The organism is Pseudorhodoferax sp. LjRoot39 (assembly GCF_964253035.1).
In the GTDB taxonomy this organism is placed as follows: domain Bacteria; phylum Pseudomonadota; class Gammaproteobacteria; order Burkholderiales; family Burkholderiaceae_C; genus Pseudorhodoferax.
The window spans coordinates 1,191,257-1,205,319 of the sequence record NZ_CAXUQL020000001.1; the positions used below are offsets into that span (position 1 = coordinate 1,191,257).

General features: G+C 68.5%; 12 protein-coding genes and 1 riboswitch. Of the genes, 9 read left to right on the forward strand and 3 right to left on the reverse strand.

Translation table 11 applies throughout. From position 1 onward, the window contains the following. Positions 1–17 precede the first annotated feature (17 nt). The gene (locus ACSQ4M_RS05665; protein WP_436188622.1) at positions 18–1,001 is read right to left on the reverse strand and encodes a Bug family tripartite tricarboxylate transporter substrate binding protein; all 984 of its coding nucleotides are present in this window, start codon (positions 999–1,001) and stop codon (positions 18–20) included. Positions 1,002–1,087: 86 nt separating this feature from the next. Between ACSQ4M_RS05665 and ACSQ4M_RS05670 the strand changes: the two genes are divergently transcribed. The 4 genes from ACSQ4M_RS05670 to ACSQ4M_RS05685 all read left to right on the forward strand — a co-directional run bounded on the left by ACSQ4M_RS05670 (position 1,088) and on the right by ACSQ4M_RS05685 (position 6,559). Next, complete coding sequence (locus tag ACSQ4M_RS05670; RefSeq protein WP_436188623.1) at positions 1,088–1,783, forward strand: GntR family transcriptional regulator; 696 nt, start codon at positions 1,088–1,090, stop codon at positions 1,781–1,783. 14 nt (positions 1,784–1,797) lie between these two features. After that, a riboswitch (S-adenosyl-L-homocysteine riboswitch) is annotated at positions 1,798–1,879 on the forward strand. A gap of 91 nt (positions 1,880–1,970) precedes the next feature. Further along, on the forward strand, positions 1,971–4,685 hold the full coding sequence (gene metH, locus ACSQ4M_RS05675) for a methionine synthase (protein WP_436193969.1): 2,715 nt from the start codon (positions 1,971–1,973) through the stop codon (positions 4,683–4,685). A gap of 123 nt (positions 4,686–4,808) precedes the next feature. Continuing rightward, positions 4,809–5,465: a glycine zipper 2TM domain-containing protein gene (locus ACSQ4M_RS05680; RefSeq protein WP_436188624.1), complete on the forward strand. Its 657-nt coding sequence runs from the start codon at positions 4,809–4,811 to the stop codon at positions 5,463–5,465. A gap of 284 nt (positions 5,466–5,749) precedes the next feature. Further along, complete coding sequence (locus ACSQ4M_RS05685) at positions 5,750–6,559, forward strand: PEP-CTERM/exosortase system-associated acyltransferase (RefSeq protein WP_436188625.1); 810 nt, start codon at positions 5,750–5,752, stop codon at positions 6,557–6,559. A 7-nt stretch (positions 6,560–6,566) separates the two neighbouring features. Here the strand turns inward: ACSQ4M_RS05685 and ACSQ4M_RS05690 are convergent, their stop codons facing one another. Continuing rightward, entirely contained in the window at positions 6,567–8,105 is a 1,539-nt protein-coding gene (locus tag ACSQ4M_RS05690; protein ID WP_436188626.1) for a YifB family Mg chelatase-like AAA ATPase, read from the reverse strand. 208 nt (positions 8,106–8,313) lie between these two features. Between ACSQ4M_RS05690 and ACSQ4M_RS05695 the strand changes: the two genes are divergently transcribed. From ACSQ4M_RS05695 to glcF, 5 genes are all read left to right on the forward strand, one after another. Next, entirely contained in the window at positions 8,314–9,060 is a 747-nt protein-coding gene (locus tag ACSQ4M_RS05695) for a TorF family putative porin (protein WP_436188627.1), read from the forward strand. A 24-nt stretch (positions 9,061–9,084) separates the two neighbouring features. Continuing rightward, on the forward strand, positions 9,085–9,423 hold the full coding sequence (gene glnK, locus ACSQ4M_RS05700) for a P-II family nitrogen regulator (RefSeq protein ID WP_056671108.1): 339 nt from the start codon (positions 9,085–9,087) through the stop codon (positions 9,421–9,423). 32 nt (positions 9,424–9,455) lie between these two features. Beyond that, positions 9,456–10,871 carry an ammonium transporter gene (gene amt, locus ACSQ4M_RS05705; RefSeq protein WP_436188628.1) on the forward strand — a complete coding sequence of 472 codons (1,416 nt, stop codon included), beginning with the start codon at positions 9,456–9,458 and terminating at the stop codon, positions 10,869–10,871. A gap of 171 nt (positions 10,872–11,042) precedes the next feature. Further along, the gene (glcE, locus tag ACSQ4M_RS05710; RefSeq protein WP_436188629.1) at positions 11,043–12,164 is read left to right on the forward strand and encodes a glycolate oxidase subunit GlcE; all 1,122 of its coding nucleotides are present in this window, start codon (positions 11,043–11,045) and stop codon (positions 12,162–12,164) included. Next, positions 12,164–13,405, forward strand: a complete 1,242-nt coding sequence (gene glcF, locus ACSQ4M_RS05715) for a glycolate oxidase subunit GlcF (protein ID WP_436188630.1) — start codon at positions 12,164–12,166, stop codon at positions 13,403–13,405. The genes glcE and glcF overlap by 1 nt, the downstream gene beginning before the upstream one ends. On the opposite strand, the gene ACSQ4M_RS05720 is transcribed toward glcF, so the two are convergent. Continuing rightward, positions 13,402–13,887 carry a glutathione peroxidase gene (locus tag ACSQ4M_RS05720; protein ID WP_436188631.1) on the reverse strand — a complete coding sequence of 162 codons (486 nt, stop codon included), beginning with the start codon at positions 13,885–13,887 and terminating at the stop codon, positions 13,402–13,404. The genes glcF and ACSQ4M_RS05720 overlap by 4 nt on opposite strands. Positions 13,888–14,063: the final 176 nt, after the last annotated feature.

A 14,063-nucleotide genomic window follows, 5' to 3' on the forward strand; every position in this document is an offset into this window, starting at 1 on the left:
GGTGTCTGTGGGGAGGTCTATTCAGCCTTGATGCCGGCGGCCTTGATCACCTTGGCCCACTTGTCGACCTCGCTCTTCTGGTAGTCGCCGAGCTGGGCCGGCGTCATGTCGGACGGCAGCATGCCGAAGCCCTTGAGCCGGGCCTGCACCTCGGGCGTGGCGACGATCTTCATGATCTCTGCGTGCAGCCGGTCGACGATGGCCTTGGGCGTGCCGGCCGGTGCGAACACGGCCTGCCACGAGCCCATGTCGAACCCCTTCTGGCCGGCTTCGGCGATGGTGGGCACGTCGGGCAGCGATTCGAGCCGCTTGGCGCTGCTGACCGCGATGGGCCGTAGCTTGCCCGACTGGATGTGCGGGCCGACGATCAGCGTGGTGTCGAACATCATGTCGACCTGGCCGCCGACCAGGTCCTGCACGGCCGGCGCGCTGCCCTTGTAGGGCACGTGCGTGAACGCCACGCCGGACTGGTAGCTCAAGAGGGCCATCGCCATGTGTGGCGAGGTGCCGTTGCCGGGCGATGCCGACGACAGGCCGCCTGGCTTGGCGCGGCTCGCGGCCAGCACGTCGTTCAGGGTCTTGTAGGGGCTGTTCGCGTTGACCACCAGCACCAGCGGCCCGGAGCCCAGCATGGCGACGGGCGCGAAGGACTTGACCGGGTCGTAGTCGAGCTTGGAATACAGGCTGCCGTTGATGGAGTGCGAGCTGATGGTGCCGCCCAGGATGGTGTAGCCGTCCGGCGCCGCGCGCGCCGCGAGGGCCGAACCCACGCTGCCGCCGGCACCGCCCTTGTTGTCGATGACCACGGGCGTGCCCAGCGCAGTGGACAGTGCAGGCGCGATCACGCGGGCCAGCGTGTCGGTGTTCCCTCCCGGCGGGAACGGGACGATGTAGGTGATCGCCTTGCCGGTGGGCCAACTGCCCTGGGCCAGTGCGGGCAGTGCCAGGGTGCTGCCGGCCAGGGTGGCGATGGCGCCTTGGACGAGGGTGCGACGGTGCATGTCATCTCCTTGTGTACTGCGGTCCAGCTTGCTGGAACGGGATTGAAACACTAATATATTAGTACGTCAATGCAGAATCGCCCGCCATGAATGCCCTGCCCAAGATCCGCCTGGACCGCCAGCGCCTGGCTGCGCCACAGGTGCTGGAGCGGCTGCGCGAGGCTATCCTGGAACTGGAACTCGCGCCAGGGACCGTGCTGGCGCGCCAGGCGCTGGCCGAGCAGTTCGGCCTGAGCCAGACGCCCGTGCGCGAGGCGCTGTTGCGGCTGGCCGAGGAGGGGTTGGTCGACGTGTTTCCGCAGCACGCCACACTGGTCAGCCGCATCGACCTGCGGGCGGCGCGGCAGGCGCATTTCCTGCGGCGCTCGATCGAGCTGGAACTCGTGCGCGAACTGGCGCTGCGCCGGCCGGATGGCTTGGTCGCGGCGCTGCGCCGCCAGATCGCCCTGCAGCAGGCGCTGGCCCAGGCCCAGGAATACGGCCAGTTCGTCGCGGCCGACCGGCAGTTCCACCAGTTGCTCTATGCGGCGGCCGACATGGCGGCGCTGGTCGGCCTCGTCGCGCGCGTCTCGGGCCATGTGGACCGGCTGCGCCGGCTGCACCTGCCCACGGCAGGCAAGACCGAATCCATCCTGCGCGACCACAGCGCCATCGCCGAGGCCATCGCGGTGGGCGATGCGGCGGCGGCGCAGGAGGCTCTGCGCACGCACCTGTCGGGCACGCTCTCGGCCGTCGAGGAGATCCGGCTTCAGTTTCCGGACTACGTGGTCGAGCCCGACTAGCTAGAATCCCACCCCTTCCCAAGGAGCGTTGCAGCGGGCCATCCACAGGCGCCCGTCAGGCTTGGGACACTGCATCCGCAACGACGCTCACCGGCCCTTTGATCGCCCGATCGGATGCCCAGGTGAGACCATGACCCCAGATTCCGCTGCTTCTTCTTCCGCTGCCGACGTTGTCGCGCCGCCGCCCATGCGCCTGTCGGGCCTGGAGCCCGTCTCCATCGGCGCCGGCAGTCTGTTCGTCAACGTGGGCGAGCGCACCAATGTGACGGGCTCCAAGGCCTTCGCGCGCATGGTGCTCAATGGGCAGTTCGACCAGGCCCTGTCGGTCGCGCGCCAGCAGGTGGAGAACGGTGCCCAGGTCATCGACATCAACATGGACGAGGCCATGCTAGACAGCAAGGCCGCCATGGTGCGCTTCCTGAACCTGATCGCCAGCGAGCCCGACATCGCGCGCGTGCCCATCATGGTGGACAGCTCCAAGTGGGAGGTCATCGAGGCCGGCCTGCGCTGCATCCAGGGCAAGGGCATCGTCAACTCGATCTCCATGAAGGAGGGCGTCGAGAAATTCAAGCACGAGGCCCGGCTGGTGCGGCGCTACGGCGCGGCGGCCGTGGTCATGGCCTTCGACGAGCAAGGCCAGGCCGACACTTTCGCGCGCAAGATCGAGATCTGCGAGCGTGCCTACCGCGTGCTGGTCGACGAAGTGGGCTTCGCGCCCGAAGACATCATCTTCGACCCCAACATCTTCGCGGTGGCCACGGGCATCGAGGAGCACAACAACTACGCCGTCGACTTCATCGAGGCGGTGCGCTGGATCAAGCAGAACCTGCCCGGCGCCAAGGTCTCGGGCGGTGTCTCCAACGTGAGCTTCTCGTTCCGCGGCAACGACCCCGTGCGCGAGGCCATCCACACCGTGTTCCTGTACCACGCAATCCAGGCCGGCATGGACATGGGCATCGTCAACGCCGGCATGGTCGGCGTCTACGACGACCTGGAGCCGCAGCTGCGCGAGCGCGTGGAAGACGTGGTGCTGAACCGCCGCCCCGATGCCGGAGAGCGCCTGGTCGAGATCGCCGAGACTGCCAAGAGCGGCGCCAAGGACGAGAGCAAGAAGCTCGAATGGCGCGGCACGCCCGAGGCGCCCGCCACTGTGGAGCAGCGCCTGGCCCACGCCATGGTGCACGGCATCACCGACTTCATCGTGCCCGACACCGAGGAGGCCTACCAGGCCATCCTGGCCAAGGGCGGCCGGCCGCTGCACGTGATCGAAGGCCCGCTGATGGCCGGCATGAACATCGTGGGCGACCTGTTCGGCGCCGGCAAGATGTTCCTGCCGCAGGTGGTGAAGTCGGCCCGCGTGATGAAGTCGGCCGTGGCGCACCTGATCCCCTACATCGAGGAAGAGAAGAAGCGTGACGAGGCGGCCGGCCGCGACGTGCGCAGCAAGGGCAAGATCGTCATCGCCACCGTGAAGGGCGATGTGCACGACATCGGCAAGAACATCGTGACCGTCGTGCTCCAGTGCAACAACTTCGAGGTCGTGAACATGGGCGTGATGGTCCCGTGCCACGAGATATTGGCCAAGGCCAAGGTCGAGGGCGCGGACATCGTGGGCCTGTCGGGGCTGATCACGCCCAGCCTGGAAGAGATGCAGTACGTGGCCGGCGAGATGCAGAAGGACGAACACTTCCGCATCAAGAAGATCCCGCTCTTGATCGGTGGCGCCACCACGAGCCGCGTGCACACCGCCGTGAAGATCGCGCCGTACTACGAAGGCCCGGTGGTGTACGTGCCCGACGCCTCGCGCAGCGTGGGCGTGGCGCAGAGCCTGCTGTCCGAGCAGGCCAGCGCCTACATCGCCGAGCTCAACGCCGACTACGACAAGGTGCGCCTGCAGCACGCCAACAAGAAGCAGGTGCCGCTGTGGCCGCTGGCCAAGGCCCGCGCCAACAAGACGCCCATCGATTGGGCGGCCTACCAGCCCACGAAGCCGAAGTTCATCGGCCGCCGCGTGTTCAAGAACTTCGACCTCGCGGAACTGGCCAGGTACATCGACTGGGGTCCGTTCTTCCAGACCTGGGACCTGGCGGGGCCGTTCCCGGCCATCCTCAAGGACGAGGTGGTCGGCGCCGAGGCCCAGCGCGTGTTCAGCGACGGCAAGCGCATGCTCCAGCGCATCATCGAGGGCCGCTGGCTCACGGCCAACGGCATCGTGGCGCTGTACCCGGCCGCCAGCGTGGCCGACGACGACATTGCCTTCTACACCGACGAGACGCGCAGCCAGGCCGCGCTGACCTGGCACGGCCTGCGCCAGCAGACCGAGAAGCAGGTCATCGACGGCGTGCCGCGGCCCAGCCGCTGTCTGGCCGACTTCGTGGCACCGGCAGGCAGCGGCGTGGCCGACTACGCCGGCATGTTCGCGGTCACGGCCGGCATCGGCGCCGAGGCGCGCGAGAAGCGCTTCGCCCTAGACCTGGACGACTACTCGGCCATCATGTTCAAGGCCCTGGCCGACCGTCTGGCCGAGGCCTTCGCCGAATGCCTGCACCACCGCGTGCGCACCGACCTGTGGGGCTATGCGGCCGGCGAAGCGCTGGACAACGAGCAGTTGATCCGCGAGCAGTACCGCGGCATCCGGCCCGCGCCGGGCTACCCGGCCTGCCCCGAGCACAGCGTCAAGAAGGGCATGTTCACGCTGCTGCAGTGCGAAGACATCGGCATGGGCCTGACCGACAGCTGGGCCATGACGCCTGCGGCCAGCGTGAGCGGCTTCTACATCGGCCACCCGGACAGTGCCTACTTCAACGTCGGCAAGATCGGCCAGGACCAGGTGGAAGACCTGGCGCGTCGGCGCGGTGTGCCGGTCGGCGAACTCGAACGGGCGCTGGCGCCACAACTCTGAGCGTCGCGGCCGGACCGCTGCGGGGTTTTACGGTGCCTTACAAAAGAGACACCGGACGACAACCCCGCTTGCATAGCCTTGGCATCCATGGAGCGCGCCTGCGCTCCACTTCGAGGATTGCCCATGCAAGAACACCAAACGTCCCCTTCGATTTCCGCCCGTTCGGGCAACAAGCCGCTGTGGATTGCCGTCGGCGCGCTCGCCGTGGCTGTCGCCGGGCTGGGCGGCACCCTGCTGGGCACGCAACTGCCCCGCGGTGCTGCGGAACCGCCGGTCAGCCAGGCCGCGGGCCTGGTGCCCTTTGACGGTGTGCCCGCGGCAACGCCCAAGCCCGCAACCCAGAGCGCACCGACGCCATCGGCGGCGCCCCGCGTCGCGCCCGCGGTGGTCCGCGCGCCGGCGGCGGCCGCCGCACCCGTGGCGCGCTGCGACAGCTGCGGCACCGTCGTTTCCGTGACCGCCGTGCAGCGCGCCGGCCAGGGCAGCGGCGTGGGCGCCGTGGCGGGTGGCGTGGTCGGCGGTGTGCTGGGCAACCAGGTCGGCGGCGGCAGCGGGCGCGCCGTGGCCACGGTGCTGGGCGCGGTGGGCGGCGGCTGGGCCGGCAACGAGGTCGAAAAGCGCGCGCGCCAGACCACCCATTACGCGGTACGCGTCCGCATGGACGACGGCAGCGTGCGTACCGTGGAGCAGGCCGAGGCCGTGGCCGTGGGCAGCCCCGTGCTGGTGCAGAACGGCACAGCGCGGGCGCGCGGCCAAGTCACGGCCTGGAACGGTTCGTAGCGCGCGACCCCGCCATTCGTTGCAAAAAACAAGGCCGGGCGCCCATGGCGCCCGGCCTTTTTTCGACTTCAGAACTGGAGAAGTCGCCCGTTGCCGTCGGCCACCGCCAGAACAAAGCCCGGCGGAGTAACAAAAGTGGAACAAAAAATAGTTCAGATCGAGGGGGCGTCAAGGGAACTATTCACGTTCCCTGACATTTTGTAGCGGTGTTGGCCTACAAAAGCCACTAGCATCCGCCTACACCCGTTGAGCACGTCGTGCAACGCCCAGATCACATAAAAGTCATGAAAACTTTTGAAACTTCGCCTGCCAGTGAGCGGTTTGGGCAATATTTCCGCATTGCACCAGCATTGGACGCCGCGGCGAGAGACGAAGTGTATTTTGTGCGCCACGACGTGTACGCGCGGGAACTGGGTTTCGAGCCGGTGCGCGCAGAACAGCGTGAGATGGATGGCTACGACAGGCATGCGCTGCACTGCATTGTCCGGACCAATGACGACAATGTGCGTCCTGTCGGCTGTGCCCGGGTGGTGCTGACGGATCCGCAGGACCGGCACGCCCTACTGCCGTTCGAACGATCCTGCCGCGCCACGCTGGACCGCCGCATCATCGACCCGGCGGCGCTGCCGCGCGAACGCATCGCCGAGGTGTCGCGGCTGGCCGTGATGGGCGAGTTCCGCCGCCGCCGTGGTGAACTCCACCGTCCAGTCGCCTTGTCCGCCCGTGACAGTTCGAGCGATCCGGCGGCGCGCTTCCCCAATATTCCGGTGAGTCTGTATTTCGGTGCTGTGGCGCTGGCGCAGCGTGCTGGCGTCGAATACCTGTTCACACTGACGGAACCGCGCCTGGCCAAGCATTTCGCACGCGGCGGCGTGCAGATCGAAACCGTCGGCGCTCCCATCGAGCACCGCGGCATGCGCATCCCCTCGCTGATGCGCGTGTCGCAGGTCTACAGCAGCCTGCGCGCCATGGTGCGTCCGATCTGGCACGAGGTGCATGCCCAGATGGACACCTGCTACCTGGTGCACGAAGCCATGGTCCACCAGGGCCTGGCCGAGGTGCCGGTCACGCAGGGCGTGTCGCTGAGCGCCTGAGCGCGGATCAACCCGTCCCGGGGCCGCGCAATGCCCGGCGGTATTGCACCGCCTCCGCGATGTGGCTGGTCTGCAGCTTCTCACTGCCTTCCAGATCTGCGATCGTGCGTGCCACGCGCAGCGCGCGGTGGATGCCGCGTGCGGACCAGCCCAGCCGCGCCGCGGCATGGTTCAAGAAGCGGCTGGCTTCCTCGGTGCGTGGGGCATGGCGCTCCAGCTCCTGGCCCGCAAGGGCCTGGTTGCACTGGCCCTGGCGCTGCAGGGCCAGCGCGCGCGCCGCGGTGCAGCGCCCGCGCACCGTGGTGGTGCTCTCGGCCGCGTGCGTGTCCAGCAGTTCCTCGGGCGCCAGCGCGGCCACCTCCAGATGCAGGTCGATCCGGTCCAGCAACGGGCCGCTGAGCTTGGACTGGTAGCGCGCCACCTGGTCCGGGCTGCAGCGGCAGGCGCGGTGGGTGGCGCCGAAGTAACCGCAGGGGCAGGGGTTCATGGCCGCGATGAGCAGGAAGCGCGCAGGGAACTCGGCGCGCTGGGCTGCGCGGGCAATCGCGATGCGGCCCGTTTCCAGAGGTTCGCGCAGGGCCTCGAGTGCGGCACGGGGGAATTCGACGAGCTCGTCCAGAAACAGAACGCCGTGGTGGGCCAGCGAAATCTCACCCGGCCGGGGCGGCGATCCGCCGCCCACCAAGGCCACGGCACTCGCCGTGTGGTGCGGCGTCCGGGTGGGCCGGCGCATCCACTGCGCCAGCGAGAAATGGCCCGCCAGGCTGGCAACCGCCGCGCTTTGCAAGGCCTCCTCGGTGCGCATGGGGGGCAGCAGCTCGGCAAAGCGCTGGGCCAGCATGGACTTGCCGCTGCCCGGCGATCCGACCAACAGCACGCTGTGGCCGCCAGCGGCAGCGATCTCCAACGCCCGCTTGGCGGCGGACTGGCCTTTGACGTCGGCCAGGTCCAGTCCAGCGGCGGCGGCCGGTGGCAGGCCGGGCTGCAGCCGGGTCCAGCCTTCGCCGGGCGGCGCAGCGGGACCGTCTCCCGGCGGGAATGCGGCCACCACGTCCAGCAGGTGCCGGGCCCGCACGACGTGCATGTCCGGCACCAGGGCGGCCTCTTCGGCGCTGCCGGGCGGCAGCACCAGGATGGCGGGATGGGCCTGGCCGTGCAGCGCCAGGCTCAAGGCCAGCGCGCCGTGCACGGGCCGCAGTTCGCCAGACAGCGACAACTCCCCGGCGAATTCGTGGCCGGCCAGCCGCCCGGCGTCGACCTGACCACTCGCCGCCAGGATGCCCAGTGCGATGGGCAGGTCGAAGCGGCCGGAATCCTTGGGCAGGTCGGCTGGCGCCAGGTTGACCGTGATCCTCTTGTTGTGCGGAAACGCCAGCCCTGCGTTCTGGATGGCAGAGCGCACCCGCTCCCGCGCCTCCTTGACCTCGGTGTGCGCCAAGCCCACCAGCGTGAAGCTGGGCAGGCCATTGGCCAGATGCACCTCGACGGTGACGGCAGGTGCTTGCAGGCCGATCAGCACGCGGCTTTGCACCAAAGACAGGCTCATCGCTCGAATCCTCCCTATTGCGGTGCTTCTCTGACCATGATGGCGCGCACGGCCGCAAACCGCACCAAATTTGTGCATTCACGAGAACTTGCGTGTACTGCACAACGCCCCAAAACCCTTGCGCAGCGGGCGGGAAAGCCCGGCTTCGATTGGCACGCTCTGTGCATTGAGGACCGGCGCCACCTTTTTACATCCCGGAGAACGACCCATGACCGTGAGCCTCACCAAGAGCCTGATCCTTGCCGGCCTCGCCCTGTCGGGCGCCGCATTCGCACAAACCGCTGCCCCGGCTGCACCCGCCCCGGATTACACGCTGAGCTTCAACGCCGGTGTCGTGACCGATTACCGCTACCGCGGCCTGACGCAGACGCGTCACCAGGCTGCCGTGCAGGGCGGCATCGATTTCGCGCATTCCAGCGGTTTCTACCTGGGCACCTGGGCGTCCTCGATCAAATGGGTCAAGGACGGCGGCGGCGATGCGCCGGTCGAGATCGACTTCTACGGTGGTTACAAGGGCACGGCGGGCGCCATCAGCTACGACGTGGGCGCGCTGCGTTACCAGTACCCCGGCCACGACCTGGAAGCCAGCCCCAACACCACCGAGCTGTACGGCGCCGTGACCTACAGCATGTTCACGCTGAAGTACTCGCACGCCATCAGCGACCTGTTCGGCTTCGACGACAGCAAGAACAGCTACTACCTGGACCTGTCGGCCGCGTTCGACCTGGGCAACGGCTGGTCGCTGACGCCGCACATCGGCTACCAGAAGGTCAAGAACTACAGCGACAACTCGTACACCGACTACTCGCTGACGCTGGGCAAGGACCTGGGCAACGGCTGGTCCACCTCTGCGGCGCTGATCGGCACCAACGCAGACAAGGCTCTGTACCGCACGGTCAACGACAAGTTCGCCGGCAAGACCATGGTCGTGGTCGGCATCAAGTACGCATTCTGATTTTTTGTTCCTGAGGAGCCAGCCATGAAACTCGTAACGGCGGTCATCAAACCGTTCAAGCTCGACGAGGTCCGCGAGGCCTTGTCCGGCATCGGTGTCCAGGGCATCACCGTGACCGAAGTCAAGGGCTTCGGGCGCCAGAAGGGCCACACCGAGCTGTACCGCGGCGCGGAGTACGTGGTCGACTTCCTGCCCAAGGTCAAGATCGAAGCAGCCGTGTCCGACGACCTCGTCGACCGCGTGATCGAGGCGGTCGAGAGCGCAGCGCGCACCGGCAAGATCGGCGACGGCAAGATCTTCGTCTACGACGTCGAACAGGTCGTGCGCATCCGCACCGGCGAAACCGGCAAGGAGGCGCTGTAAGCAGCGTGCTCCCTTCAGAAAGAACATCGGCAATGAAAAAACTGTTTGCTTCCTTCCTTCTCGGCGTCGGCGTGTGGATCGGGGGATCCATGGCGCTGGCCCAGGCGCCGGCCGCTGAGCCGGCATCTGCCGCAGCACCCGCGGCCGAGGCTCCCGCTGCAGCCGCACCGGCTGCAGCACCCGCCGCAGCCGAGGCCGCACCGGCCGCCGCTGCACCGACCCCCAAGGTCGATTCCGGCGACACCGCCTGGATGCTGACCTCCACGCTGCTGGTCATCCTGATGACGCTGCCCGGCCTGGCACTGTTCTACGGCGGCCTGGCCCGCTCCAAGAACATGTTGTCGGTGCTGATGCAGATCTTCGTGATCTTCTCGCTGATCAGCATCCTGTGGGCCATCTACGGCTACAGCCTGGCGTTCTCGGGCGACGGCAACTTCTTCGGCGGATTCGACAAGATCTTCCTGAAGGGCGTCACCACCGAGACCTTCGGCGCGCTGATCACCATTCCCGAGTACGTGTTCGTCGCCTTCCAGGGCACGTTCGCGGCCATCACCGTGGCGCTGATCGTCGGCTCCTTTGCCGAACGCATCAAGTTCGCCGGCGTGCTGGTGTTCGCCGTACTGTGGTTCACCTTCAGCTACGTGCCGATGGCCCACATCGTCTGGGGCGGCGGCCTGCTGGCCAAGGACGGCGCGCTGGACTTCGCCGGCGGCACCGTGGTGCACATCAACGCCGGTGTCGCCGGCCTGGTGGGTGCCTACGTGCTGGGCAAGCGCATCGGCTACGGCCGCGAAGCCTTCACGCCGCACTCGCTGACGCTGACCATGGTCGGTGCCTCGCTGCTGTGGGTGGGCTGGTTCGGCTTCAACGCCGGCTCCGCCGGTGCCGCCAACGGCGCGGCCGGCCTGGCCTTCGTGAACACGGTGCTGGCCACCGCTGCCGCCACGCTGTCCTGGATCCTGGGCGAGGGCCTGCACAAGGGCAAGGCCTCGATGCTGGGCGCTGCCTCCGGTGCCGTCGCCGGCCTGGTCGCCGTGACGCCCGCTGCCGGCTTCGTCGGCCCGATGGGCTCCATCGTGTTGGGCCTGATCGCCGGCCTGGTCTGCCTGTGGGGCGTGGGGGGCTTGAAGCGCATGCTGGGTGCCGACGACTCGTTCGACGTGTTCGGCGTGCACGGCGTGGGCGGCATCGTCGGTGCCATCCTGACCGGTGTGTTCGCAGCCCAGAGCCTGGGTGGCACGGGCGGCCTGACGCCCGACACCTTCGCCATGGGCGCCCAGGTCTGGATCCAGGTCAAGAGCGTGCTGTTCACCATCGTCTGGTCGGCTGTGGTTGCCTTCATCGCCTACAAGATCGCCGACATGACGGTGGGTCTGCGCGTGACGGAAGAGGAAGAGCGCGAAGGCCTGGACATCTCGTCGCACGGCGAGACGGCCTACAACCGCTGAGGGGAGTGGCGCGGCGGACCACCCGTCGCGCCTGACACGAGCGAGGTCTCCTGAAGAGGTTGGGCCCGCGGAGCCAGCGCTCTGCGGGCCTTTTTTTGTTCCGGTTTTGCTCATGCGCGGCTTGAAAAATGCTCAAGGCCGCGCCAGGCCATGCGCCGTACCATCGCCCGCATGACAACAACGCCCCCACTGGAGGAGACCGTCGCGCGCGTGCGTGCCGCTGCCGCGCACGGGCAGCCGCTGCGCATCGTCGGCGGCGGCAGCAAGGACGGCTACGGCCAGTCGCTCGTGGGCGAGCCCCTCGATGTGCGCGGCCTGGCCGGCATCGTGAGCTACGAGCCCAGCGAACTGGTCGTGACGGTGCGCCCCGGCACGCCGCTCGCGGAACTCGAAGCCGTGCTGGCCGAACGCGGTCAGTGCCTGCCCTTCGAGCCTCCGCACCATCTGCCCACAAGCGACGCAACCCAGCCCAGCCGCGCCACCTGCGGCGGCATGCTGGCCGCAGGCCTGTCAGGCCCGGCACGCGCCAGCAGCGGCGCCGTGCGCGACTTCGTGCTGGGCCTGGAACTGCTCAACGGCCGCGGCGAACTGCTGCGCTTCGGCGGCCAGGTCATGAAGAACGTGGCCGGCTACGACGTCTCGCGCCTGATGGCCGGGGCACTGGGCACGCTGGGCGTGGTCACCGAGATGAGCCTCAAGGTGCTGCCCATGGCGCCGGCCGAGGCCACGCTGCGCTTCGACCTGCCGCAGCACGAGGCGCTGCGCCAGCTGCATGCCTGGGGCGGCCAGCCGCTGCCGCTCAACGCCAGCTGCTGGCAAGCCGGCGAGGGCCTCACGCTGCGCCTGCGTGGCGCCGTGGCGGCGGTCGACGCCGCCTGCAGCCGCCTGGGCGGCGTGGCACTGGCGCCCGACGAAGCCGCGCGCTTCTGGCAGGCGCGGCGCGACCTGCGCATGCCGTGGTCCGATGTGGGCCGTGCGCGCGACCTGTGGCGCCTGTCGGTTCCGCAGACGGCGCCGGTGCTGGACCTGGTCGGCGACACCCTGGTCGAATGGCACGGGGGGCAGCGCTGGCTGGCCGCAGATCCGGCACAGGCGCAGGCCGTGCGCAAGGCGGCGCAGGCCGTGGGTGGCAGCGCCACCTTGTTCCTGGCCACGGCCGGCGAACGCAGCGGCGCACGCACCGCGTTCTTCGATCCGCTGTCCCCAGCGCTCGCGCGCATCCACGCCGCGCTCAAGGCCTCGTTCGATCCGGCCGGCATCTTCAACCGCGGCCGCCTGTACCCGGACTTCTGATGCAAACCAATCTCTCCCCTGAATACCAGGGCACGCCCGACGGCATCGCGGCCGAGGCCATCCTGCGCAAGTGCGTGCACTGCGGCTTCTGCACCGCCACCTGCCCGACCTACCAGCTGCTGGGCGACGAGCTGGACGGTCCGCGCGGCCGCATCTACCTGATGAAGCAGGTGCTCGAAGGCGCCGAGCCCACGCGCGCCACGCAACTGCACCTGGACCGCTGCCTGACCTGCCGCAACTGCGAGAGCACCTGCCCCTCGGGCGTGGACTACGGCCACCTGATCGACATCGGCCGCAAGCTCGTCGACGCCAAGGTGCCGCGCCCGACCGGCGAGCGCGCCGTGCGCTGGGCGCTCAAGGAGGGCCTGCCCTCGGCCGGCTTCGCACCGGCCATGCGCGTGGGCCAGGCCGTGCGCGGCCTGTTGCCCGGCAAGCTGCGCGCCAAGGTGCCCGAGCGCCGCCATCCGGGCGCGTGGCCGCAGCGCCGGCATGCGCGCAAGGTGCTGCTGCCCGAAGGCTGCGTGCAGCCATCGATGATGCCCGGCATCGACCGTGCCACGGCGCGCGTGCTCGACGCCGTCGGCATCACGGCCGTGCGCGTGCCGGCCGGCGGCTGCTGCGGCGCCGTCAAGTTCCACCTCAACGACCAGGACGCCGCCAAGGCGCAGATGCGCGCCAACATCGACGCCTGGTGGCCCTATGTGCAAGGCGCGGGCGACACCGCCGTCGAGGCCATCGTCGTCAACGCCTCTGGCTGCAGTGTGATGGTCAAGGACTACGGCCATGTGCTGCGGGACGATCCCGCCTATGCCGAGAAGGCGCGCCGCGTGAGCAGTCTCGCGCGCGACCTGACCGAGCTGCTGCCGCAGATCTCCGAGGGGCTGGCCAAGCGCTTCGCAGGCAGGAAGCCGTCCGGCGTCGTCGCCTTCCACCCGCCCTGCACGCTGCAGCATGGCCAGCAGCTGCGCGGCCTGGTCGAGCGCCACATGGGCGAACTGGGCTTCGACGTGCAGGTCGCCGCCAACGAATCGCACCTGTGCTGCGGCTCGGCCGGCACCTACTCCGTGCTGCAACCCGAGATTTCCATGCAGCTGCGCGACCGCAAGCTCGGCCATCTGCAGGCACTTGCGCCCGAGACCATCGTGTCGGCCAACATCGGCTGCATCACGCACCTGCAGGGCGGCTGCAGCACGCCCGTGCGGCACTGGGTCGAGGTGCTGGACGAAGCGCTCGCCGACTAGGCTGCCAGCGCTTCCTCGATGTCCCGGCCCAGGCTCTCGGGCTTGTCGGTCGGCGCGTAGCGCTTGCGCACCTCACCGTCCTTGCCCACCAGGAACTTGGTGAAGTTCCACTTGATGGCTTTGGTGCCCAAGAGGCCCGGCGCCTCGCGCGTGAGCCACTGGTACAGCGGATGGGCGCCATCGCCGTTGACGTCGATCTTGCCCATCATCTGAAAGCTCACGCCGTAGTTCTTCTGGCAGAACGCGCCGATCTCGTCGTTGCTGCCCGGGTCCTGCCGGCCGAACTGGTTGCACGGAAAGCCCAGCACCACGAGGCCCTGGCCGCCATAGGTCTTGTGCAGTTCCTCCAGCCCGGCGAACTGCGGCGTGAAGCCGCAGGCGCTGGCGGTGTTGACGATCAGCAGCGGCCGGCCCTTGAACTGCGCCAGCGCGACCGGCTGGCCGGCGATGTCCAGGGCTTCGAAGTCGTAGGCGGTGGTCATCTCTGAGGCTCCTTGTGCGATGCAATCGGCAGACTGGATGCGGCGATCTCTTGCAGGCCGCGGTGCCAGAGGCCGCGGAGCAGGCCATGCCAGCGACATCCGCGGGACTGGCTCTGCCAGACCGCTGGATGTGCCCTCCTTCGCGCAGCAGAAGGGGGGAGCAGCGCAGCTGCCTG